Genomic DNA, 23,140 nt, shown 5'->3' with positions numbered 1-23,140 from the left:
GCCGACCGGGCGTCGGCGCGGGGCGGTGATGGCCCGGATACCGCCGGTCGGGCGGCTGCGAAGATAGCGGGGTGGAACCCGCACAGCCAGCCGACCGCGTACCCGCCGACCGCACGCCGCCCGACGGTCAGCCGCCGGCCGACGTCCCCGTCGGCGAGCCCTCCGCGACCGATCCGACCCCACCGCCCCCAGCGGTGCCCGGCAGGTCCGAGCGGTCACCGGCGGCGGCCGGCAAGTCCGAGCGGTCGCCGAAGGACATGGCGATCTCGCTGCTGGTGCTGCTCGTCCCGATCGCGCTCCTGCTGGCGTTCTACCGGGGATTCCTCGGCGGCGACCAGGCCACCACAGTCGATCCGGCGCCCGCCATCGAGCAGGCCCGTTCGGCGAACGTCTTTCCGGTGAGCCAGCCGCAGGGGCTCGGCGCCGACTGGAAGACGGTCAGCGCCCGCTACCAGACCGTCGAGGGCGGTGCGAACCTGCGACTCGGCTACCTCACTCCGGAGGGGCGGGGCGTCCAACTACTGCAGAGCAGCGTCCCGGCGGACCGTCTGCTCCCCGCCGAGCTGACCAGTCAGGGCCAGCCGCAGGGCCCCACCGAGCTGGCCGGGCGCACCTGGCAGCTCTACACGGCCCGGGGGAACCAGCAGGCGCTGGTCCTGCTGGAGCCCACCCGCACTGTGATCGTCGTCGGCGACGCCCGGGACAACGAACTCCGCGAACTGGCCAGCTCGCTGAGCTGACCGGACCCGCTGGTCGATGGTCCCGCCGGCGACGAATCTGGGCAACCAGGCCGAAGGGTGATTGTCCGAGGCGTCGACAGGGAACAAAGAGGGAGTGATCCGGGCGCGCTGCTCGGCCCGGGTCGCGCGACGCAGCCGACGGTGCTGCTGCGTCGCCCGGTTTCCGGCGCCGTCCAGGTCGTCGGGTGACCCCCTTGGGAGACACGTATGACTGTTCGACGACTCGGCGCCGGCCTGGTAGCCGCCGCTCTGATCACGCCCGCACTGGCCGCCTGCGCCAGCGGAACCGGCACCACCGGATCGACGCCGTCCCCGACGGTGAGCGCCTCCGGCACGGCGAGCGCGTCCGGTGCACCGGTGGCGGGTGACGCCAAGCAGGCCCTGCTCGACTCCACCAAGGAGATCAGCAACGGGAACTTCCGGTTCACCCTGGCCGGCGCCGGCTCGACGGCGGAGGGGCTGGTGCACCAGCCGAGCCAGAGCGCGGCGATGAAGATCGCGATCGGTGGCCCCTCGTCCGACCTGGCGATGAAGCTCGACGTGGTCCACTACAAGCCGGACAGCTGGGTCAAGCTGGAGCTGGCCGGCCCCACCGCCGACAGCCTGCCCGCCATCAAGCAGCTCAACCTCGGCAAGTACCAGCACCTCGACCAGAACCGGATCAAGGGCAACCGCAACCTCGGCTTCGACTTCGAGAAGGTCGACCCGGCCGGTAGCGCGGTGCTCACCCAGGGCATCACCGAGGTCCGCAGCACCGGCACCGGCGCGTACGCCGGCACCATCGACGTCACGAAGGCCGCCGAGGCGGGCTCGTTGAACGCCGCCACGATCGCCGCGCTGGGCACCCAGGCGAAGACCGTCCCGTTCACCGCGAAGGTGGACCCGCAGGGCCGGCTCAGCGAGCTGGTGTTGCAGCTGCCGGCCGCCGGGCAGACCGCCGCCCAGGAGATCAAGATGACGTACTCCGACTACGGTGCCGCCACCGCCGCGCAGAAGCCGCCGGCGGACCAGGTCGTCGAGGCGCCGGCCGAGCTGTACAGCCTGTTCAACTGACGTACCCGGGTGGGGCGGCTCCGGCCGTCCCACCGGCGGTCGGTCAGGAAGTCGGCTCCTGCCGGGCGGCGTCGATCCGCGCCCGCGCACCATCCAGCCAGCGTTGACAGATCACCGCCAGCGCCTCGCCGCGTTCCCAGAGTGCCAGCGACTCCTCCAGGGACGTGCCGCCGGCCTCCAGCCGCTCCACCACCGAGGCCAGCTCGGCCCGGGCCTGCTCGTAACTGAGCCGCTCGTCCGGCCCGGCCTTCGTGTCGTCAGTCATCGCGTTCATCTCAGCACACCACTTCCCGTCGCGCCGCGTCGCCACTCAGCCATCGACAGTGGCAGCCAACTCGCCGTCGGCCAGTCGCACCCGCAGAGGGTCGCCCTTGCCGACCTCCGCTGCGGCGCGGACCACGTGGCCGTCCGCGCGCTGGACGATCGCGTACCCCCGGTCGAGGGTGGCGGCGGGGGAGAGGGCGCGCAGGCGCGCGAGGGTGTGCCGCAGGTCATCCTCGGCGGCGGCGAGCCGGTGCTCCAGGCAGCGGCCGGCCCGCTGACGCAACGCGGTCAGCTCGGTCGCCCGATGCTCCACCATCACCTGGGGCCGGGCCAGCACCGGCCGGGAACGCAGCCCGTCGAGCCGGTGCGTTTCCCGGTCGACCAGGTTGCGCACCGCCCGTTCGAGGCGGTGCCGGGCCTGACCGATGAGGCGTACCTCCTCGGTGAGGTCGGGGACGACCCGCTTGGCCGCGTCGGTCGGGGTGGAGGCACGGACGTCGGCCACGTAGTCGATCAGTGGGGCGTCCGTCTCGTGGCCGATCGCGCTGACCACCGGTGTACGACAGCCGAACACCGCCCGGCAGAGCGCCTCGTCGGAGAAGGGCAGCAGGTCCTCGATGCCGCCGCCACCCCGGGCGATGATGATCACGTCGATGCTCGGGTCGGCGTCCAGCACCTTGAGCGCGTCGACGATCTGTGGCACCGCGGACGGGCCCTGCACTGCCACGTTGACGGTCCGGAACTCCACCGCCGGCCAGCGCCGTCGGGCGTTGGTCAGCACGTCCCGCTCCGCGGCCGACGCGCGACCGGTGATGAGCCCGATCCGGCCGGGCAGGAACGGCAGTCGACGCTTGCGGGCGCGGTCGAAGAGCCCTTCGGCGGCGAGCAGCTTCTTCAGCTTCTCCAGTCGGGCCAGCAGCTCGCCCAGCCCCACCTGGCGGATCTCGTCGGCCCGCAGGCTCAGCGTGCCCCGGGCGGCGTAGAACTCCGGCTTGGCGTGCAGCACCACGCGGGCGCCCTCGCGCAGCTCCGGCGCGCCGGAGTCCAGGACGTCCCGGTTGGTGGTGACGGTCAGGCTCAGGTCGGCCGAGGGGTCGCGCAGGGTGAGGAAGACCGTGCTGGCTCCGGGGCGACGGCTGATCTGGGCCACCTGTCCGTCCACCCAGACCCAGCCCAGCTTGGCGATCCAGGCCCCCACCTTCTGGCTGACCACCCGTACCGGCCAAGGCTCCTCAGCACTGCTGGCCCCACTACTGGCCCCGCCGCTCCCCACCCGCCCACCCTCGCTCACCCGCCCACCCTACGGACCTCCCCGGTGATCAAGAGATTTGCGTCAGCGCCGGGCGCGTTCCTGACGCAAATCTCTTGATCACCGAGGGCTGGAGTGGGGTTGGGGGCGGTCGCGGCCCGGTGCCGGGTTCCGGGGTGGCACGTACGATGGGGTGGTGACTGAGGCTCAGGCGACTCACCGGACCGGCAAGCGCGTGCTCCTGGCCAAGCCCCGCGGCTACTGCGCGGGTGTCGACCGCGCGGTGCAGACAGTGGAGGAGGCGCTGAAGCTCTACGGCGCCCCGATCTACGTGCGCAAGCAGATCGTGCACAACAAGCACGTGGTGCAGACCCTGGAGGCCCAGGGCGCGATCTTCGTGGAGGAGAACGAGGAGGTGCCGGAGGGCGCCACAGTCATCTTCTCCGCGCACGGCGTGGCGCCGGAGGTCTACGAGCAGGCCAAGGCGCGTTCGCTGAAGGCGATCGACGCGACCTGCCCGCTGGTCACCAAGGTGCACCACGAGGCGCGGCGCTTCGCGGCCGAGGACTACGACATCCTGCTCATCGGCCACGAGGGGCACGAAGAGGTCATCGGCACCGCCGGTGAGGCCCCCGCGCACATCCAGCTGGTGGACGGTCCGGACGACGCCGACAAGATCACCGTACGGGATCCGGAGAAGGTGGTCTGGCTCTCCCAGACCACGCTCTCGGTCGACGAGACGCTGGAGACGGTGGCCCGGCTCAAGCAGCGGTTGCCGCTGTTGCAGTCCCCGCCCAGCGACGACATCTGCTACGCCACCTCCAACCGGCAGCACGTGGTCAAGGAGATCGCCGCCGAGTGTGACGTGGTGATCGTGGTCGGCTCCACGAACTCCTCCAACTCGGTCCGCCTGGTCGAGGTCGCCCTGGACGCCGGCGCCCGCGCCGGTCACCTGGTCGACTTCGCGCACGAGATCGACGACGCCTGGCTGGAGGGGGCCACCACGGTCGGCCTGACCTCGGGTGCGAGCGTCCCGGACGACCTGGTCCAGGAGGTGCTGGTCCACCTCGCCGCGCGCGGCTTCGCCGACGTAGAGGAGATCACCACCGCCAACGAGCGGCTCACGTTCTCGCTGCCGCAGGAGCTGAGGCGGGACATGAAGGCCGCCGCGGCGCGCGGCTGAGCACGGGAACGAACTCGGGTCGGCGTACGTCAGATCCGGCATGAGGACTCTTCGGCTCGCCGTCCCCGCGCTGGCCGTCTGCGTGGCGCTGAGCGCCTGCGGCAGCCAGGGTGGCGGGGGCGGCACACCCACAGCGACACCGACGGGAGCGCAGCCGGTGACCAGCCAGCCCACGCCCGACCCGACCGTCTCGCCGGCGCCCCTCACCCCCACCCCGCCGCCTGGGGCGAAGACTCCGAAACCGGGCGGCCCGAGCACGCCGCCGGGCGTCGGGGCCACCACCCTGAGCGGCACGGTGCAGGGCGGCGTGGAGCCCGGCTGCGTACTGCTCGACGAATACCTGCTGCTCGGTGGCCCGCGTGACGTGCTGACGCCGGGCGCACGGGTCGAGGTCACCGGTCGGGTGGAGCCCGGCATGATGACCACCTGCCAGCAGGGCACCCCGTTCGTCGTGGAGACCGCCCACCGGTCCTGACCACTCACCCCTGACATGCGGGAGCCCGCCCCCGAACGTGGGGACGGGCTCCTGCCGGTTTTACGAGCGGATCAGTTCACAGCCCCGATGGACACGTTGCCGCGACCCACGATCGCACCCTCGGTGGTGACGATCGCCAGCTCACCGGAGAGCTGACGCCCGTCGGCCGGAACGGCCACCGCGGTCACCGTGCCGGTGATGGTGGCCGACTCGCCGTGCATCAGCGGCACCGCGACGGCCGGAGCGGTGATCGTGCCCAGCGACGCGGACGCGAACGCGTCGTAGTAGTCGTAGGCGGTGCTGGTCCCCGGCCCGTCGACCCCGTACGGCTCCACCACGACGCGGTAGGTGCCGGCCGGCGGGTTGGTCAGCGTGACCGCCTCCTCCGAGTCACCGTCGGCCGCCCGGCCGACCTCGGTGGTACCCCGGTAGACGAACAGGTCCAGGTCGGCGCCCGCGTTCGCGGGGTTGCCGATCCGGGCGGTGAACGTCGACGTACCCGCCGGGATCTCGACGGTCCACTCCTGGTTGGGACCGCCCTCGGTGATGGTCGGACGCTCGGTCCGCACACCGGTCAGCGCGCCGCTGCGGCCGCTGACCGAGACCGGGCCGAAGGCGTTGGTGACCTTCCAGCTCACCGGGGTCGGCTCGCCGGCCTCGACACTGGGCAGTTCGACCAGCGCCGGTTCGACCGTCAGGCCCTGCACCCGCGCCTGGAGCTTGAACGGGTTGTTCAGCGCCGGGGACGTGCGCCGCGACTCCACCTCGATCTCCCAGACCCCGGGAAGCGGGTTCTGGTAGTCACGCTCCTGCGGCTTGCAGACGTTGACGTCGGAGAAGTTGGTGTAGCAGACGGTGCTCGTGGTCGCCTCCACCGGCACACCCAGCGGGTTGATCGCGATGAAGCGGGTCTGCGAACCGGTGGCGATCCCGGAGAGGTTCACCTGGAGCGCCTTGGCACCCTCCGGCACCGTGACGAAGTACGACGTGAAGCCGTTCCGGTCGACCGAGCCCTCGTTGGCGTACGAGAAGGTGGGCTTCTTCACGTCGTTCGAGGCCACCACAACTGTGGACACCTCGAAGTCGACCACGTTGGTGGCCGGATCGTCGATCCGCACGATCGCGCCGTGCGCGCCCTCGGTGGCCGGCTTGGCGGTGACGCTGATGGTGACGGCCTTGTTGAGCGGCAACGCGACGGTCTTCGGTGCCTTGAAGGTGCCGTCGTTGCCCTGGAGCGTGACGTCGTGCTTGATGGTGCCGGCCGGCCCGCTGGTGCGGGTCAGCTTGACCGGGTAGGTCTTGCTCTGGCCGACCTTGTGGCCGCCCTCGGACGAGGTGCAGCGGTTGTAGACGCCGGTGCCCCGACCGGGGTTCGGCACGAACTTCACACCGTTCCAGATGGTCAGCTGGTCCGCCAGCGGGCTGCAGACCGGCGCGTCGGAGACGTACGACCGGGTTTCGACGCCCTGGCGCAGCAGCTGCCAGGCGCCCGGAACGTTGACCATGCCGTAGCCCTGCGCGTACGTCGGCACGTCCGCGATCGGCTTGGCCGAGCTGAACATCGCGCGCCGCAGCGCCGCCGGGCTGACGCCCCGGTCGGTGGCCTTGGCGGCCGAGAGCAGCAACGCGCCGGCGCCGGCGGTCTGCGGGGACGCCATCGAGGTGCCGTTGAGCATCGCGTAGCCCGGGGGCAGCGCGTATCCGGCCTCGGGCACCGGGGCGCCGAGCTGCCAGGTCGGTGCGGTGGAGATGGCCGAGCCGGGGGCGGCGATGTTCGGCTTGAAGCCGCCGTCCTCACGCGGGCCACGGGAGGAGAAGTTGAACAGGGCGTTCTTCTTCTTGACGACCGAGCCGTAGTTGGCCAGCCAGGTGTCCTTGCTGATGTTGGCGGCAACGCTGACCACGTTGCTGGCCACCGACGGGTCGCCGACGGTGTTGAGACCCGGGCCGGAGTTGCCGGCCGAGATGACCAACTGCACGCCGTACGTCTCGATCAGTTCGTTGTAGAGGTTCGTCCGCGCGTTGTTGCCGTCGTTCAGGCCCGGAAGGCCACCGATCGACATGTTGACGATGTCGACGCCACGGTTGGCCACCAGATCGATCATGCCGGTGGTGAGGGCCGCAGCGGTGCAGCCGCCACCCCAGGAGCAGGCGCGGGCGGAGACCAGCTTGGCACCGGGCGCGGCACCGTCGAAGGCCCCGTTGCCGAGCATGTCGTTGGCGGCGGTGATGCCGGCGACGTGGGTGCCGTGGGTGCTCTCGATGATGCCGATGTTGACGAAGTCGTAGTAGGGGCCGGCCTGCCCGTCACCCGGTTCGACGTCGACGTTCTTGCGGTACTCGACGACGAACGGCTGCCGCTCGGCGACGGCGGTCGCCGGGTTGTCGGTGCCGAAGTATCCGACGTCGTACTTCTCCTTGTACGGCCGCATCATCGGCTCGTCGGTGAAGTTGCGGTTCTGGTTGGCGTCCACCCAGATGTTGTTGGTGGCCGGGTCGTAGAGCACCCCCCAGGTGTCGGTCGTGTCGCCGTCGCGGTTGACGTCACCCCGGGCGTCGCTCGCGGCGGTGACGGACTCGCTGAACAGGTTGAACCGGTACGTGCCTGCCGGCGCCGTCCAGGTGCCGCCCGCGATGGTGAACGACGGCCCGGCGACCTCGGCCTGCATCGCCCGCCACGTCCTGTCCTCCAGCGGGTCGGTCGCGGTGACCCAGTCGACGATCTTGCGCTCGCCGGTGGTGGTCTGCTGCAACGCCGGGTGGGCAAGGTCCACACCGGAGTCCATGATGCCGATCGTGACGCCCCGGCCGTCCCACTCCGGGTGGGCCGCGGTGAACGCCACAGCGCCGGTCTCGTTCGTCGGCATGTAGGGGTTGTCGGCCGGGGTTGTCTCTCCCGGCGCCGCGACGGTGGCCTGCCGAGCGCCAGCGGTGCCGGTGGGCGTGCGCTCCGGGGCCGGGTCCGGCAGTTGGATGACCTCGTCCAGGTCGACCGCGGAGACACCGGGCAGCCGCGCCGCCTTGAGGACCCGGTCGGTCGGGACCTTGGCCAGCACGAAGCCGACCCGGTCCTGCCGCTGACTGACAGTGCCGCCGAGCTTGGTGAGGCTGTCGGCGACGTCCCCCGCCTCACCCTTCTCGGTGGCGACGATCAGGGTGACGGTCGGGGCCTTCTTGGCGCGGGCTTCGCTGAGCAGTTTGGCGTCGTGGGCGCCCAGCGTCTCGGCGGCGGTGGCCGGGGAAGTGTCCGCTGCGGTCGCGGGAGCGGCGGCCGCTGTGGCGGCACCACCCACGACGGTCACGGCGCTGGCCGCCAGGACCGATGCGAAGAGCGCGGCTGAGGTTCGCCGGCTCAGGTTGGGGAGTCTGCTCACGTTCTCTTTTCCTCCAGAGAACAGGGCCCTCAGAGAAGGGCGCTCGGGTGAGCAGAATCTTTCGGGGTGTCGGCGAGCACTGTCACTAGTGGCCAGTTCCTTGTGACCACTTCGTGATATGCAGGCATACGCACTGTCACATAGATGGCTAGCGGGCCGAGACCTCGTCGGCCGGATCGGCCAGCTCGGGTGCCTGCGGCTGCCGGGGCGTCAACTCGACCTGGGCCGGGGTGGCCAACTCGTCGTCAGAGACACCCAACTCGGCGAGCTTGCGGGCGCTGACCAGCACCCGGGCCTCCAACGAGCCGACCGCCCGGTTGTAGGCGGTCACCGCACCGGCCAGCGAGGACCCGAGCTTGCCCACGTGGTCGCCCAGTGTGGAGAGCCGGCCGTACAGCTCCCGGGCGAGGGTGTGCACAGCGAGCGCGTTGCGCGCCAGTGCCTCCTGCCGCCAGGAGTAGGCGACAGTGCGGAGCAGGGCGACCAGCGTGGCCGGCGTGGCGAGCACCACGTTGCGGGTGAAGGCGTGCTCCAGCAGCGTCGGGTCTCGCTGGAGGGCGACGTCGAGGAACGGGTCGGCGGGGACGAACAGCACCACGAACTCGGGTGAGTTGTCGAACGCCGACCAGTACGACTTGGCGGCCAGTGCGTCGACGTGCCCCCGCAGGTGCCGCGCGTGCGCGTCGAGGTGGGTGTCCCGGCCGCGCTCGTCGCGGGCCTCCATGGCTGTCAGGTACGCGTCGAACGGGGCCTTGGCGTCCACCACCACCGAGCGACCGCCGTGCAGTCGGACCACCAGGTCCGGTCGGACGACCTGCTGGTCGGTGGCGGCGGTGACCTGCTCGGAGAAGTCGCAGTGCTCCAGCATGCCGGCAGCCTCGACGATCCGGCGCAGCTGGTGCTCGCCCCACCGACCCCGCACCTGCGGTGCCCGCAGCGCCGCCACCAACTGCTTGGTCTCGGTGCGCAGCTCACCGGAGACCGCGTTCATCGAGCGGACCTGCTCACGCAGCTCGGCGTACGCGTCGACGCGGTCGTGCTCCAGCTCGGCCACCCGCTGCTCGTAGCGGCGCAGGGTGTCGTGCAGCGGCGCGACCGCCCGGGCCACCGCCTCCTGGGACTGCGCGGTGGCCTCGTAGCTCAACGCCCGCATGGACTGCTCCAGTCGGCCCTCACCCTCCCGGGTGGCGGCCAGGGTGGCATCCAGGCGGGCGATGTCGGCCGCCGACCGGGACCGGGCCGCGAGCCAGCCCACCGCCCCGCCGGCACCGAGGCACACGATCACCAGGAGCAGCGTCGAGACGTCCATCACCGGAGCTTGCCAGACGGATACGACGGGACACCCGGGGGTACGTTCGATGACATGGAACTTGTGCTCTGCCTCGCCGTTGTGCTGGTCGGCGCGCTGGGCGCCGCGGCGCTCATCCGCGCTCAGGCCGGTGCCCGTCGGCGCACCGAGCTCGGCGACGCCCGCGCGGAGGCGCAGCGGTGGTACGAGCGCCTCGGCGGCCAGTTGATGAACCTGCAGGGCGACGAGCCGGCGGTACGCCAGGCGTTGGCCGACGCCGGCGAGCGGTACAACGCGGCCGGCTCCCAGCTGGAGCAGGCGTCCACCCCGCACCAGTTCGGGCTGGCCCGGGAGACCGCGCTGGAGGGTTTGGCGTACATCCGGGCGGCGCGGACGGCGCTGGGCATCGATCCGGGCCCCGAGCTGCCCACCCTGGCCGCGGCTCGCGGCGTGGGGCAGCTCACCAAGGAGCGCGAGGTCGACGTGCAGGGGCAGACCTTCCGGGCCGGGCCGCAACCCGGCCGGGAAACGCCCTACTACTACCCCGGTGGGCGTTATCAGGGTCGACCGGTGCCCGCCGGCTGGTATTCGACGCCGTGGTGGAAGACGGCACTGGGTGCCGGCGCCGGGGTGCTCGGCGGCATCCTGATCGCCGACGCGCTCTTCTCGCCCGCCTTCGCCGACCCCGGGTACGGCTACGACGCCGGCTACCAGGAGGGCTTCGGCGACGGTGTCGACCAGGGCGGCGACGGCGGCGGCGACCAGGGCGGCGGCGACCAGGGCGGCGACTTCGGCGGGGGCGACCAGGGTGGGGACTTCGGCGGCGGCGACTACGCCGGTGGGGACTTCGGTGGTGGCGGCTTCGGCGGCGGTGACTTCGGGGGCGGGGATTTCGGCGGCGGCGACTTCTGACCGCCGTGCGCAGACCTACGACGACGGGCCCCGGTCGCGACGACCGGGGCCCGTTCTCGTACCTGTCGATCAGCCGGTGTTGCGCATTCCGGCGGCGATGCCGTTCACGGTGGTGAGCAGAGCGCGTTCCAGGGCGGTGCCGTCGCTCGGTGCCCGTCGGCCGCCCGGGGCGGTAGCGATCGCCCGCCCGGCGGCGCCCGACTCCCGGTACTGCCGCAGCAGCGCCACCTGAAGGTGGTGCAGCGGCTCCAGGTAGGTGTCGCGGACGGCCAGCGTGCGCTGGAGCACCGGCGAGTTCTCCAGCAGGGCCGGTGAGGCGGTGACCGCCAGCACCTCCCGCTTGGTCAGCTCGTACTCCTGCTCGATCTGCTCGAAGATCGGGTGCAGCTTCTTCGGCACCAGCGTCTCGACGTACCGGCGGGCGATGCTCAGGTCGGTCTTGGTCAGCATCATCTCGACGTTCGACAGGAACGTGCGGAAGAAGTGCCAGTTGCGGTGCATCTCGGCCAGCACGTCCGCCAGCCCGGCCTCCCGGGCGGCGGCCAGCCCGGAGCCGACGCCGAACCAGCCCGGCACGATCTGCCGGGTCTGCGTCCAGCCGAACACCCACGGGATGGCCCGCAGCCCGGACAGCCCGGCACCGGTGTTCGGACGCTTCGCCGGCCGGGAGCCGATGTTCAGCGCACCGAGCAGTTCGGTGGGGGTGGACGCCCAGAAGTACGCCGGCAGGTCCGGGTCCTCGACGAGCGACCGGTAGGACCGGAACGCCGACTCGGAGACCACGTCCATCGTCGCGTCCCAGCGCTCCAACATCTCGGCCGGCTGCCGGGGCGCGGTGTGCAACAGGGTCGCCTGGAGCACCGCGGCGAGGGTGAGCTCCAGGTTCTCCCGGGCCAGCGAGGGCAGGGTGTACTTGTCGGAGATCACCTCGCCCTGCTCGGTCACCTTGATCGCGCCGTCCATGGTGCCGTACGGCTGCGCCAGGATCGCCTCGTGCGTCGGCCCTCCGCCGCGCCCGACAGTGCCGCCCCGGCCGTGGAACAGCCGCAGGTGCACGCCGTGCCGGGCGGCCACGTCACGCAGCGCGCGCTGCGCCCGGTGGATCGACCACTGGCTGGTGGTGATCCCGGCCTCCTTGTTCGAGTCGGAGTAGCCGAGCATGACCTCCTGCACGTCGCCCCGGGCCGTCACCAGCGCCCGGTACGCGGGCAGCGACAGCAGTTCGTCGAGGAGTTCACCGCCGGCGTTCAGCTCGGCCGGGGTCTCCAGGAGCGGTACGAAGCCGACGCGGGCCCGCCCGCTGTGCACGTCCACCAGGCCGGCCTCGCGGGCCAGCACCACGGCGGCCAGCACGTCGTCGACACCCAGTGTCATCGAGATGATGTACGACTCGATCACCTCGGCGCCGAACCGGTCCTGAGCCTCCCGGATCGTCCCGAACACGTCGAACGTCTTGCGGGCCGGCTCGGACAACGAGGTGTCCACTGTCGACAGGGGGCGACGGCCGGTCAGCTCGTCGGCGAGCAGCTTGGTGCGTTCCAGCCGGGTCAGCGCCGGGTAGTCGGAGACCTCGCCGACCGCCTCGTAGAGCTGCGCGAGCACCGCGTGGTGCGCCTCGGCGTGTTCCCGGACGTCCATGGTGGCCAGGTGCAGGCCGAACGCGGAGACCGTACGGATGGTGGAGGCCAGCCGGCCGACCGCGGTGAGCTGCCCGGAGTTGCGCGCCAGCGAGGCGCGCAGCAGGTCCAGGTCGGCGATCAGCTCGGCGGAGCCCCGGTAGTCCCGTCCGGGCACGTGCGCGGTGCCCTGACGCAACCTCAGCCGGGTGTTGGCGAGCTTCGCCTTCACGCAGCGCGCCTTGAGCCGGTACGGCTCCTCGGCGTTGACCCGGCGGAAGCGCTGCGCCACCTCGGGCAGCGCGTCCAGGTCGGCGGCGAGGCTGGCGGAGAGGTCAAGGGACACCCCGCGCAGTCGGCGGGACACCGAGACCTCGTTGATGAGATGGTCCATCGCCTTCTCGGTGGCCGCGATGCCGTGCTCGTGCTGGATGGTCAGCACCTCGCGGGTGACCGCCGGGGTGACGAACGGGTTGCCGTCGCGGTCGCCGCCGATCCAGGTGCCGAAGCTCAACGGCCGGGCCGTCGGTGAGGTCTCCACGCCGAGCGTGCGCAACGTGTCGGCCAGGTCGTCGAGCACCTGCGGGGCGGCCTCGGCGTACAGGTCGCGCAGGTAGTAGATCGCGTTGCGGGCCTCGTCGGTCGGGTCCGGCCGGTCCAGCCGCAGCTCGTCGGTCTGCCACATCAGGTCCAGCAACTCGGCCAGCCGGCGGTTGGCCGGGCCCTCGTCGCTGGCGCCGTAGAGGATCGCGTTGGCGGTCTCGGTGTCCAACTCGTCGGCGATCGCCCGCAGCTTGGACAGGATCGAGCGGCGGGCCGCCTCGGTCGGGTGCGCGGTGAAGACCGGTCGCACCGCCAGCCGGCGAGCCGCGTTGGCGATCTCCTCCGCCGGCACCCCGCGCTCGGCGATCATCTTGGCGGCCTGGTCCAGCCAGCCGCCCTGCACCGCGCGGCGGCGGCGCAGGTCCCGCGCACGGTGCACCTGCTCGGTGATGTTGGCCAGGTGGAAGTAGGTGGAGAAGGCGCGGGCCAGCTTGGTGCCGGTGGTCACGTCGAGCCCGCCGAGGCGCTGGGCGGCCGCCGGTGCGTCGGAGCGGACCTGGGCCCGGATCTCCTCGACGAGGTCGAGCAGCGGGCGACCCTCCTGGCGGGCCAGGGTCTGGCCGAGCAGGGTGCCGAGTCGGCGGATGTCGGCGCGCAGTGCGGCGTCCGGGCCGTCATGGTCATGCTGGTCGGTCACGATGCGCTCCCTTACGTGGGTACGAAGGACAGCGCTGTCCGACTTACTGGATGGTATCCGCGCGCCGGGGGTGTCTGGAGGGCCCCCTGGTGATCCACTGCCCCCGGGAGGGTGTTTTCCGGGGTGATCTCAACCACCGTCGCGTGCCGGCGCGGAGTCGGGGCCTGTCGTCCCGGGGCCGGAGGCGGCGGTCCGGCGACCGCGGACCAGGCTCGCGCTGACCAGCCCGAGCCCTCCGAGCACCGTCCAGATCCCGAGGGCGGCAGCCGGCCAGCCGGCCGACCGCCAGTCGAAGTACACGGCGGCCTTGGTCAGGTCGTTGGCGAGCCCGGGGATGTTCCAGCGGTGCATGCCGCGCAGCACCCCGGGCAGGAACTCGGGCGCGTAGATGCCGCCGGAGCCCGGGTTGCCGAGCACCACCAGCAGCAGGATGACCAGCGCGGTACCCGCGACGCCGAGCCAGCCCTGGATGGCACTGGCGAACATGGCGGCGGCGAAGACGGCCAGCGCGCCGATGGCGGCGATCGTCGGTACGTCGTGGTGCCAGATGTCCAGGACGGGTCCGACCACGAGCGCGCCGGCGATGCCGAGCAGCACGCTGTAGACCGCCAGGGCGGCGATCCGCAGTCCGGCCCGACGCGCCGTACGGGGGGTGGTGCCGGCGGATATCCCGAGCACTGTCGAGCCCAGGTAGCCGCCGAGCACGTACCCGACGTTCAGGTAGAAGGGCACCACCCCGCGCGGGTCGGCCGAGGTGACCGGAACCTCGTCGACGATCTGGAGCGGGGTGCCGGTGCGGCCGGTGGCGGTGCCGAGGACCTCCTTGATCGCGCTGGTGGCGGAGGGGCCGGAGGCGCTCGCCACGGTGAGGAGCAGGCCGTTGTCGGGTCCGGTGCTGAGCACGGCGTACACGGCGCGGCTGAGCAGCCCGTGCTCGGCGGCGCCCGGGTCGTCGTACTCGATGGGTTTGAGAATGGTGGTCTGGCCGCGCACGGCGTCGAGCGTCGCCCGGGCGCGTTGGTCGCTGGAGACGACGCCGATCGGCACGTCGCGGGGTGTGGGCTGGTGCAACGCGCCGACGTAGGCCGCGATGAACGCCGTGGCCAGCACGAGGGTGCCGACGAGCAGTCCGATGCTGCGCGGCGCCCAGTCGTGAGCTGTGCCGCGCGGTTTCTTGTCCACGTTGTTAGCCTATGGTCCGTTTTGCGGACCGCAGGGCGGAACCAGTTGGCCGCGCGCCCCTGCGGACGGGCAGGCAGCGGCCGCTGGCCGGGTGGTGGTGGCGTCGCCAGTGGCGTCAGGCGTTGATCACGGCGAAGGCGCGGACCGGGAAGGTGCCCATGCCGGCCACCATCGGCGGGGCCGCGGTGAACCGGAACCCGGTCGGCGGCAACGCGTCCAGACCGGTCAGGTGCTCCACGATCGGGATGCCGGCGGCGAGCAGCGTGCTGTGCGCGGGGCGCACCCCGGCGGCCGCCGGGCTCATGTCGTCGATGTTGATCGAGTCGATGCCGACCACTGCCGCCCCCGCGTCGACAAGCGCCTGGGCGGCGTCCCCGGTCAGGTACGGCGCTTCCGGCGCCCCATACCGCTCGGTGCCGAAGTGCGCGTCCCACCCGGTGTGCAGCAGCACCGCCCGGCCGGCGACCTCGTACGCGGCCAGCATCAGCCGGTCCACCGCGCGGATGCCGGCCGGCACCCGGACCACCACCCCCGGCAGGTCGGCGAGACGGTCCAGCGACACCCGGGTCAGGTCGGCCCGGTCGGCCCAGCGGTGGGCGGGCGTGTCCAGGTACGTGCCGGTGTTGGCGATCATGTCGATGCGGGCCACGTGGAACTCTGTGCCCGGGGCGTACCGCTCGCGGGACGCCGCGAAGGTCAGCCAGTCGGTGATCCGGGGACCCGGCCAAGCCGGCAGCGTGGTCATCCCGTCGCTGATCACATGGCTCAGCTCGACCAGCCGACGGTCGGCGCCGGAGCCCTCGAGCGCGACACCCCGGCCGCCCTTGTGCGGCTCCTCGATGATGGTCTTGGCGCTGATCCGGACGTCGGCGACCATCAGCAGCCCCAGGTGCCGGACGAACAACGCCGCCAGGTCACCGTCGGTGATCTCCCGGCCGGGAATGTCCAGCCGGAACCCCTCGGTACGCAGCCCGCCGCCGTTGGCGAAGCTCACCTCCGCGTCGAACTGTGCCCGCCACTGCTCATCCATACCGAAACCCGACCATGCGCGGCTCGCGGCGGTCAAGATCCCCTGCTCGGCGGCCGGGCTCGGTCTCAAGATCGCGCAACGTCCAGGATGTAGTGGCCTCGGTGCGTCGATGAGACCACTACATCCTGGATCGAGCACGATCTTGGCCTGGGGCGGCGCGCGGTGACGCGCCGGAGCGGCGCGGACCTGGGCGGAAGGGGGTGGCTGTCGGTCGACGGGGCTAGGCTTGTTGTCGTGCACCCCCCGTCCAACTGGACGAGGGGCCGCCGTCGTGTGCGTCGACTCCCCTGGAAGGATTCCCTTGCTCACCGGTCTCTTTACCGCCGCCCTGGCCGACCCCGGGCTGGCCCGGGCGCGTGACCTGGCGCGCTCCGGTGCCGCCCAGGTCGACGGCCTCGACATCACCGCCCCAGCGGCGCTGCGCCCGTTCGCCGTCGCTGCGGTCGCCGCGGACAACGACGGGGCCGGTCGACCGGTGCTGGCGGTGACCGCCACCACCCGGGAGGCCGACGACCTGGCCGCCGCGCTCGGTGGGTTGCTGCCGGCCGAGCAGGTAGTGGTCTTCCCCTCCTGGGAGACGCTGCCGCACGAGCGGCTGTCCCCCCGCTCCGACACTGTCGGTCGGCGGCTGGCCGTGCTGCGCCGGCTGGCGCACCCGGAGGCGACCGACGCGCACGGCGGCACCGGGCCACTGCGAGTGGTGGTGGCCCCGGTCCGTTCGCTGCTCCAGCCGCAGCTCAAAGGGCTCGGTGACCTGGAGCCGGTGCAGCTCGCCGCCGGCGAGGAGGCGGACCTGGAGGAGGTCGCCCGCCGGCTGATCGACATGGCGTACGCCCGGGTCGACCTTGTCACCAAGCGCGGCGAGTTCGCGGTGCGCGGCGGCATCCTGGACGTCTTCCCGCCCACCGACGAGCACCCGTCCCGGGTCGAGTTCTGGGGTGACGAGGTGGAGGAGATCCGCACCTTCGCCGTCGCCGACCAGCGGACCATCGAGCAGGTTCCGCTGCTCTGGGCACCGCCCTGCCGGGAGTTGCTGCTCACTCCGGCGGTGCGCGACCGGGCCGCCGCGCTGGCTGAGCAGCACCCCGAGCTGGCCGAGATCCTCGACAAGCTGGCCGAGGGCATTCCGGTGGAGGGGATGGAGTCGCTGGCCCCGGTGCTGGTCGGCCCCGACTCGCTGGAGCTGCTGCTGGACGCCATGCCGGCCGGCACCCACGTGCTGCTCTGCGACCCGGAGCGGATCCGCACCCGGGCGCACGACCTGGTGCGTACCTCGGAGGAGTTCTTGCAGGCCAGCTGGGCCGCCGCCGCGGTCGGCGGCCAGGCCCCGGTGGACGTCGGCGCCGCCGCCTTCCGCACCCTCGGCGAGGTGCGCGCCGCCGCGGGCAAGCTCGGCCAGCCGTGGTGGACGCTGTCCCCGTTCGGGCTCCTCGAGGGGGACACCGCCGAGACGCGGCAGCCCTGGGAAGACGCGCCGGAGCAGGCCGCCGTCACTCCGGACGACGCCATCGCGGTGACCCTGTCCGCCCAGCCGGCGCCGCTCTATCACGGCGAGACCTCGCGGGTGGTCGAGGACCTCAAGCGCTGGGCCGGCGAGGGCTGGTCGATCGCGCTGGTCTTCGAGGGGCACGGCCCCGCCCAGCGGGCGGTGGAGGTGCTGCGCGACGCCGGCCTGGGTGCCCGGTTGACCGAGGAGGTGCCGACCGCGCCCGTCCCCGGCGAGCTGGTGGTCACCTGCGGGGCGCTGAGCAGCGGGTTCGTCGACGAGGCGTCCCGTTTCGTGCTGCTCACCGGCAACGACGTGACCGGCGGTCGGGGCACCTCGACGCGGGACATGCGCAAGATGCCGAGCCGGCGGCGCAACACCATCGACCCGCTGGAGCTGAAGGCCGGCGACCACGTGGTGCACGAGCAGCACGGCATCGGCCGGTACGTCGAGCTGGTGCAGCGCACCGTCAACGGCGCCAGCAGGGAATACCTCGTCATCGAGTACGCGGCCAGCAAGCGGGGCCAGCCCGGCGACCGGTTGTTCGTCCCGACCGACCAGCTCGACCAGCTCTCCCGCTACGTGGGCGGCGAGCAGCCGACCCTGCACAAGATGGGCGGCTCGGACTGGCAGAAGTCCAAGGCCCGGGCCCGCAAGGCGGTCCGCGAGATCGCCGCGCAGCTCATCCAGCTCTACGCCGCCCGCAAGGCGTCCAAGGGGCACTCGTTCGGCCCGGACACCCCGTGGCAGCGCGAGCTGGAGGACGCCTTCCCCTGGCAGGAGACGCCGGACCAGCTCGCCGCGATCGACGAGGTCAAGCGGGACATGGAGCAGACCGTCCCGATGGACCGGCTGATCTGCGGCGACGTCGGCTACGGCAAGACCGAGATCGCGGTCCGGGCGGCGTTCAAGGCGGTGCAGGACGGTAAGCAGGTGGCGGTGCTGGTGCCGACCACCCTGCTGGTGCAGCAGCACTACAACACGTTCGCCGAGAGGATGAGCCAGTTCCCGGTGCAGATCCGGCAGCTGTCCCGGTTCCAGACGGCGAAGGAGACCGAGCGGACGCTGGAGATGGTCGCCGACGGCACCGTCGACATCGTCATCGGTACGCACCGGCTGTTGCAGACGGCGACGCGCTTCAAGCAGCTGGGCCTGGTGATCGTCGACGAGGAGCAGCGCTTCGGTGTCGAGCACAAGGAGCACCTGAAGACGCTGCGCGCCTCGGTCGACGTGCTGAGCATGTCGGCCACCCCGATCCCGCGGACCCTGGAGATGGCGATCACCGGCATCCGGGAGATGTCCACCATCGCCACCCCGCCAGAGGAGCGGCACCCGGTGCTCACCTTCGTCGGCGCGCAGGACGACCGGCAGGTGGCCGCGTCCATCCACCGTGAGCTGCTCCGCGACGGGCAGGTCTTCTACCTGCACAACCGGGTCGAGTCGATCGACCGGGCGGCACGGCGGCTGCGGGAGCTGGTGCCCGAGGCGCGGGTGGCGGTGGCGCACGGCCAGATGGGCGAGGACGCCCTGGAGAAGGTCATGGTCGGCTTCTGGGAGAAGGAGTTCGACGTCCTGGTCTGCACCACGATCGTCGAGTCGGGCATCGACATCCCGAACGCCAACACGCTGATCGTGGAGCGGGCCGACCTGCTCGGCCTGGCCCAGCTGCACCAGATCCGGGGCCGGGTCGGCCGGGGCCGGGAGCGGGCGTACGCCTACTTCCTCTACCCGCCGGAGAAGCCGCTCACCGAGCACGCCCACGAGCGGTTGGCGACCATCGCCCAGCACACCGAGTTGGGTGCCGGCATGTACGTGGCGATGAAGGACCTGGAGATCCGGGGCGCCGGCAACCTGCTCGGTGGCGAGCAGTCCGGGCACATCGAGGGCGTCGGCTTCGACCTGTACGTGCGGATGGTCGGTGAGGCGGTCTCCGCCTTCAAGGGTGAGCGGCCGGAGGAAGAGGCCGACGTCAAGATCGACCTGCCGGTCGACGCGCACCTGCCACACGACTACGTGAGCGTGGAGCGGCTGCGCCTGGAGATGTACCGCAAGCTGGCCGAGGCGCGCGACGAGGAGCGGCTGGGCGAGGTGATCGCCGAGATGACCGACCGGTACGGCGAGCCGCCGGCCCCGGTGCAGAACCTGGTGGAGGTGGCCCGGTTCCGTCTGCTGGCCCGCCGCTACGGCCTGACCGACGTGTCCATGCAGGGCAAGCACGTACGGTTCGGCCCGCTGCCCCTTCCGGATTCGAAGCAGTTGCGGCTCAAGCGCTACCACCCGGATGCCGTCTACAAGCAGGCCACCGACCAGGTCAGCGTGCCCCGACCGACCACCCGTCGGATCGGTGGTGAGCCGCTGCGTGACCAGGCGCTGCTCCAGTGGTGCGCGCAACTGCTCTCCGATGTGCTCGGTGCCCCCGCCCCACTCGCCGTCGCCGCGGGCGCGAGCAGCTGAGCCGGCGGTGTGTTCTCGACCAGGGGCGGTAGCGCATCGACGCCGTCCCTGGTCGTGGGTCGGGCGAAGGTGGGGGGCGTCACAACCTCGGGTGACGGCGTGAGAGAGTGACGGCTATGCGTGCTCGCCGTCTTGCCGCCGTCGCCACTGTGGCGCTCGGCCTCGTCGCCCTCTCCGGTTGCCGTGCTGAGCCTGGTATCGCCGCTTACATCGGTGACCAGCGCATCACCGAGGTTCAGGTCACCGCCGCGATGAAGGATCTGCGGACGAAGAACCCGGCACCGGAGACCTCCGCCAGCGGGCAGCCTGCGGCGCCGCAACCCACGGTGCCCGAGGTGGCGGACGTGGTCCGGACCATGGTGCTGACCAGGGTGTGCGAGAAGCTCTCCGCCGAGAAGAACTACCAGCCGCGCGGCCAGGTGGCGGTCGACCAGGCCGCCCAGCAGCTCGGCCTCGACCCGGAGACCGGGCACGTGCGGGAGGTGGCGAAGCTCTTCACCTGCCTGTCCGGGTTGCCGGCCGAGCCGGCCGAGCCGTCCAAGGAGGAGATCGCCGACGTGATCGCCGCCGGGCGTGCGGCCGGCAAGATCCCCGCCGAGTTGAGCGACGCGGACGCCGCCCAGCAGCTCGACGGTGAGCAGCTGCGCGGTGCGCTGGCCACCAAGAGGATCCTGGCCGAGGCGGCCGGTCGTTACGACGTGACCGTCAGCCCCCGGTACCGTCCGCTCGAGTTCCCGCTGCTCAGCTTCGCCGACGACGCCCCTGCGGTGAGTGTGCCGCTGGGTGAGCCGGCCTCCGACGCGGTCACCGACATTTCCACCCCGGAGGGGCCGACCGCGACGCCGGAGGCCGAGGGCACGGCCAGCTGAGCATGACCGCACGGATCGTCCTCCTGGTCACCTCACCCCGGTTGCCGGCCGGCCTGTTGACCTCCGCGGCCTGGGACGTCGTACGCCAGCATCCGGTGCTGACCGGCGCGGACGGCGAGTTGGTCACGGCCGTGCGCCAGGCGGGCGCCGAGGTCACCGTGGTGGACGGCCCGGCGACGCAGCCGTTGCTGGACGCGGTGGCGACGCACGGCACTGTGGTGTGGTTGGCCGGTCCGGCGGGTGACGAGGCGCTGGCCCGGGAGTTGGGTCTGCGGTTGGCCCGGCAGCCGGGGTTGGCCGAGATGGAGCTGATGTACGGCTCGTGGGATCCGCCGGGTGCCCGGCTGCTCGACGCGGTGGCCGTGCTGGATCGGCTCGCCTCTCCGGGTGGCGACCCGTGGAAACGGGCGCAGACGCACCGCAGCCTCGCCGGCTACCTGCTGGAGGAGAGCTACGAGGCGTACGACGCGATCAGCGCCGACGACACCGACGCGCTGCGCGAGGAGTTGGGCGACGTCCTGTTGCAGGTGGTGCTGCACGCGCGGCTCGCCGAGGAGTTGCCCGAGGATGAGCGGTGGACCATCGACGACGTGGCCGGTGGCCTGGTCGACAAGATGATCCGGCGCAATCCGCACGTCTTCGCCGGTGCCGAGGCGGGCACCCTGGAAGAGATCACCGAGAACTGGGAGCGGATCAAGCGCGCGGAGAAGGCACGGCACTCGGTGCTGGACGGTGTGGCCCTGAGCCAACCCGCGCTGGCCATGGCCGCGCAGATCCTGGATCGCGCCGCCCGCGCCGGCATCAAGGTCGCACCCCCACCGGCCGACTCCCAGGCCGACCCCGAGGCGAGGTTGGGCGCCGATCTCCTGGCAGCGGTGGCCGAGGCCCGCGAGGCGGGCATCGACCCGGAAGCAGCCCTCCGCCGCACCACCCTCGCCCACGCCGAGGCCATCCGCCACGCCGAACACCCACCCGCCAACCTGCCGTGATCATGAAGTTGTTGCCCCGACACGTCGAGGTCGATGGCAACAACTTCATGATCGACGGAGTGGGTGGAACCGGCGGCGGAGCGCACCCCTGTCGGTAGGGTGGGGCGGGTGGAAGCGTTTGGGGTGCTGGCTGAGCGGGTTGTCGAGGCGCTGTTGGAGTCGCGGCCGGGGGTTGCCACCGCGGCCGGTGACCACCGGTTCGACGACCGGCTGCCGGACCTGTCCGGCGACGGGTTGGCCGCCGATCGGGCGATGCTCTCCGATGCGGCCAACGCACTGTCCGAACTGGACCCGGACTCGCTCGACGTCGAGGAGCAGGTCGACCACGCGCTGCTCACCTCATTCGTGGATCGGGAGCTGTTCGAGCTGACCGAGATCCGGTCGCACGAGTGGGATCCGCTGCGGCACAACCCGGGCCCGCTGCTGCACCCGCTGCTGGCCCGCCCGTACGCCCCCGCGGAGGTGCGGCTGACCCAACTGGCCGGCCGGCTCGCCGCCGTACCGGACGCCCTCGCCACCGCCCGCGCGACGCTGCGGGACGTGCCGCGGATCCACGCGGAGACGGCGGTCGGGCAGTTCACCGGCACGGCCGCGCTGATCCGCGACGAGCTGCCGGCGCTGCTCGCTCAGGCGCCGAGCCACCTCGACCGGGTCGAGCCGGCGGCCACCGTCGCGATCGCCGCGCTGGAGGAGTTCGTCGCCTGGCTACGCGTCGGCCTGGCCAACGATGCCGGCCCCGGCCGTGACCCGCGACTGGGCCGGCGCCGCTGGGAGGCCCGACTCTGGCACACCCTCGACACCGAGCTGGGCGCGGCCGAGATCCAGCGTCGCGCGTGGGCCAACCTGGACCGGGTCACCGCGGAGATCCGCGAGGCGGCCGTCGAGCTGGTCGGCGGCCCGGCCGACGACGCATCCGTACGCCGGGCGCTGGACCTTCTCGCCGCCGAGCACCCGAACGACGCGACGATCGTCGACCTGGCCGGGGTGACACTGGACGAGGCGACCGACTTCGTCCGCGCGCACGACCTGGTCACCCTGGTGGACGACCGGTGCGTGATCCAGGAGATGCCGGAGTTCGCCCGGGGGGTCGCGGTGGCGTACTGCGACGCGCCCGGCCCGCTGGAGACCGCCGCCCTGCCGACCTTCTACTGCATCGCGCCCACCCCGTCGGACTGGCCGGCGCAGCGGGTCGAGTCGTTCTACCGCGAGTACAACGACCACATGATCCGGAACCTGACGGTGCACGAGGCGATGCCGGGGCACTTCCTCCAACTCGCCCACGCCCGCCGCTACGTCGGTGGCACGCGGGTCCGCGCGCTGGCCGAGTCCGGCCCGTTCATCGAGGGCTGGGCGGTCTACGCGGAGGAGGTGATGACGGGGCTCGGCTTCGGCGGTCTGCCGGTGCGGTTGCAGCAGCTCAAGATGCAACTGCGGATGACCATCAACGCGCTGCTCGACCAGTTGGTGCACGCCGAGGACCTGCCCGAGGCCGACGCGATGGCGTTGATGACCGGGCGCGGCTTCCAGGAGGAGGGTGAGGCGGCCGGCAAGTGGCGGCGCGCGCAGCTCACCTCCACCCAGCTCTCCACCTACTTCGTCGGGTACAGCGAGATGGCCGAGATCGCCGCAGCCCGCCCGGACGGGGTGTCGGTCCGTGACTGGCACGACGCGATGCTCGCCCACGACTGCCCGCCCCCGCGCCACCTGCGCACCCTGCTCGGCCTCTAGAGGAGAAA

General features: G+C 71.9%; 16 protein-coding genes. 9 read left to right on the top strand and 7 right to left on the bottom strand.

Annotated elements, in window-relative coordinates:
- Positions 1–71 precede the first annotated feature (71 nt).
- Together OH804_RS23715 and OH804_RS23710 are read left to right on the top strand one after the other, a co-directional pair.
- Positions 72–740 carry a DUF4245 domain-containing protein gene (locus OH804_RS23715; protein ID WP_406059591.1) on the top strand — a complete coding sequence of 223 codons (669 nt, stop codon included), beginning with the start codon at positions 72–74 and terminating at the stop codon, positions 738–740.
- A 207-nt stretch (positions 741–947) separates the two neighbouring features.
- Positions 948–1,793, top strand: coding sequence for a hypothetical protein (locus OH804_RS23710; protein ID WP_406059589.1), 846 nt, complete (start codon positions 948–950; stop codon positions 1,791–1,793).
- 43 nt (positions 1,794–1,836) lie between these two features.
- On the opposite strand, the gene OH804_RS23705 is transcribed toward OH804_RS23710, so the two are convergent.
- Entirely contained in the window at positions 1,837–2,058 is a 222-nt protein-coding gene (locus OH804_RS23705; RefSeq protein ID WP_030486721.1) for an exodeoxyribonuclease VII small subunit, read from the bottom strand.
- 45 nt (positions 2,059–2,103) lie between these two features.
- Complete coding sequence (gene xseA / locus OH804_RS23700) at positions 2,104–3,348, bottom strand: exodeoxyribonuclease VII large subunit (protein WP_307788585.1); 1,245 nt, start codon at positions 3,346–3,348, stop codon at positions 2,104–2,106.
- A 154-nt stretch (positions 3,349–3,502) separates the two neighbouring features.
- On the opposite strand from xseA, the gene OH804_RS23695 reads away from it, so the two are divergent.
- Entirely contained in the window at positions 3,503–4,489 is a 987-nt protein-coding gene (locus OH804_RS23695; protein WP_196921067.1) for a 4-hydroxy-3-methylbut-2-enyl diphosphate reductase, read from the top strand.
- 40 nt (positions 4,490–4,529) lie between these two features.
- Complete coding sequence (locus tag OH804_RS23690; RefSeq protein WP_406059587.1) at positions 4,530–4,964, top strand: hypothetical protein; 435 nt, start codon at positions 4,530–4,532, stop codon at positions 4,962–4,964.
- 71 nt (positions 4,965–5,035) lie between these two features.
- Here OH804_RS23690 and OH804_RS23685 read toward each other — a convergent pair whose 3' ends face one another.
- Positions 5,036–8,338 carry a S8 family serine peptidase gene (locus tag OH804_RS23685; RefSeq protein WP_406059585.1) on the bottom strand — a complete coding sequence of 1,101 codons (3,303 nt, stop codon included), beginning with the start codon at positions 8,336–8,338 and terminating at the stop codon, positions 5,036–5,038.
- Between the two features lie 148 nt (positions 8,339–8,486).
- The gene (locus OH804_RS23680; RefSeq protein WP_112698465.1) at positions 8,487–9,647 is read right to left on the bottom strand and encodes a DNA recombination protein RmuC; all 1,161 of its coding nucleotides are present in this window, start codon (positions 9,645–9,647) and stop codon (positions 8,487–8,489) included.
- 54 nt (positions 9,648–9,701) lie between these two features.
- Between OH804_RS23680 and OH804_RS23675 the strand changes: the two genes are divergently transcribed.
- On the top strand, positions 9,702–10,538 hold the full coding sequence (locus OH804_RS23675) for a hypothetical protein (protein WP_196921070.1): 837 nt from the start codon (positions 9,702–9,704) through the stop codon (positions 10,536–10,538).
- 69 nt (positions 10,539–10,607) lie between these two features.
- Here OH804_RS23675 and ppc read toward each other — a convergent pair whose 3' ends face one another.
- The 3 genes from ppc to OH804_RS23660 form a co-directional block, all read right to left on the bottom strand.
- Positions 10,608–13,394, bottom strand: a complete 2,787-nt coding sequence (gene ppc, locus OH804_RS23670) for a phosphoenolpyruvate carboxylase (protein ID WP_196921071.1) — start codon at positions 13,392–13,394, stop codon at positions 10,608–10,610.
- Between the two features lie 129 nt (positions 13,395–13,523).
- Positions 13,524–14,576, bottom strand: coding sequence for a hypothetical protein (locus OH804_RS23665; protein ID WP_406059582.1), 1,053 nt, complete (start codon positions 14,574–14,576; stop codon positions 13,524–13,526).
- Positions 14,577–14,691: 115 nt separating this feature from the next.
- A complete protein-coding gene (locus OH804_RS23660; protein ID WP_406059580.1) occupies positions 14,692–15,606 on the bottom strand; it encodes a cyclase family protein in 915 nt (304 codons plus the stop codon).
- 301 nt (positions 15,607–15,907) lie between these two features.
- Between OH804_RS23660 and mfd the strand changes: the two genes are divergently transcribed.
- The 4 genes from mfd (at position 15,908) to OH804_RS23640 (ending at position 23,132) form a co-directional block, all read left to right on the top strand.
- The gene (gene mfd, locus OH804_RS23655) at positions 15,908–19,546 is read left to right on the top strand and encodes a transcription-repair coupling factor (protein WP_406059579.1); all 3,639 of its coding nucleotides are present in this window, start codon (positions 15,908–15,910) and stop codon (positions 19,544–19,546) included.
- A 116-nt stretch (positions 19,547–19,662) separates the two neighbouring features.
- On the top strand, positions 19,663–20,415 hold the full coding sequence (locus tag OH804_RS23650) for a hypothetical protein (protein WP_196921075.1): 753 nt from the start codon (positions 19,663–19,665) through the stop codon (positions 20,413–20,415).
- A gap of 2 nt (positions 20,416–20,417) precedes the next feature.
- On the top strand, positions 20,418–21,404 hold the full coding sequence (locus OH804_RS23645; RefSeq protein ID WP_406059576.1) for a nucleoside triphosphate pyrophosphohydrolase: 987 nt from the start codon (positions 20,418–20,420) through the stop codon (positions 21,402–21,404).
- Positions 21,405–21,512: 108 nt separating this feature from the next.
- Entirely contained in the window at positions 21,513–23,132 is a 1,620-nt protein-coding gene (locus OH804_RS23640; protein WP_406059574.1) for a DUF885 domain-containing protein, read from the top strand.
- Positions 23,133–23,140 lie beyond the last annotated feature (8 nt).

Origin of the sequence: Micromonospora sp. NBC_00860, assembly GCF_045207375.1 — a bacterium.
Classification (GTDB): domain Bacteria; phylum Actinomycetota; class Actinomycetes; order Mycobacteriales; family Micromonosporaceae; genus Micromonospora; species Micromonospora vinacea.
Note: the sequence above shows the minus strand (reverse complement) of the source record. Positions and strands in the feature narration are given on the sequence as shown.